Genomic DNA, 403 nt, shown 5'->3' on the forward strand with positions numbered 1-403 from the left:
GGCGAGCGAAACGGGAAGAGCCCAAACCAATGAGCTTGCTTGTTGGGGTTGTAGGACACTCTTTTAGAGTTAGAAATGTATCGCTTAGACGAAGCATCTGGAAAGATGCATCAGAGAAGGTAATAATCCTGTAGTCGAAAAGCTATACACTCTTGAGTGGATCCTGAGTACGACGGAGCACGTGTAATTCCGTCGGAATCTAGGAGGACCATCTCCTAAGGCTAAATACTCTCTAGTGACCGATAGTGAACCAGTACCGTGAGGGAAAGGTGAAAAGCACCCCGGAAGGGGAGTGAAATAGAACTTGAAACCGTGTGCTTACAAGTAGTCAGAGCCCGTTAATGGGTGATGGCGTGCCTTTTGTAGAATGAACCGGCGAGTTACGATCTGATGCAAGGTTAAG

The 403-nt window shown here is 47.4% G+C and carries 1 rRNA gene; it reads left to right on the plus strand.

Annotation, left to right across the window (positions count from 1 at the left end):
- Positions 1-403 (plus strand): 23S ribosomal RNA (locus APS80_RS10445); the annotation flags it as partial.

It is taken from the genome of Staphylococcus auricularis, assembly GCF_001500315.1.
In the GTDB taxonomy this organism is placed as follows: Bacteria; Bacillota; Bacilli; order Staphylococcales; family Staphylococcaceae; genus Staphylococcus; species Staphylococcus auricularis.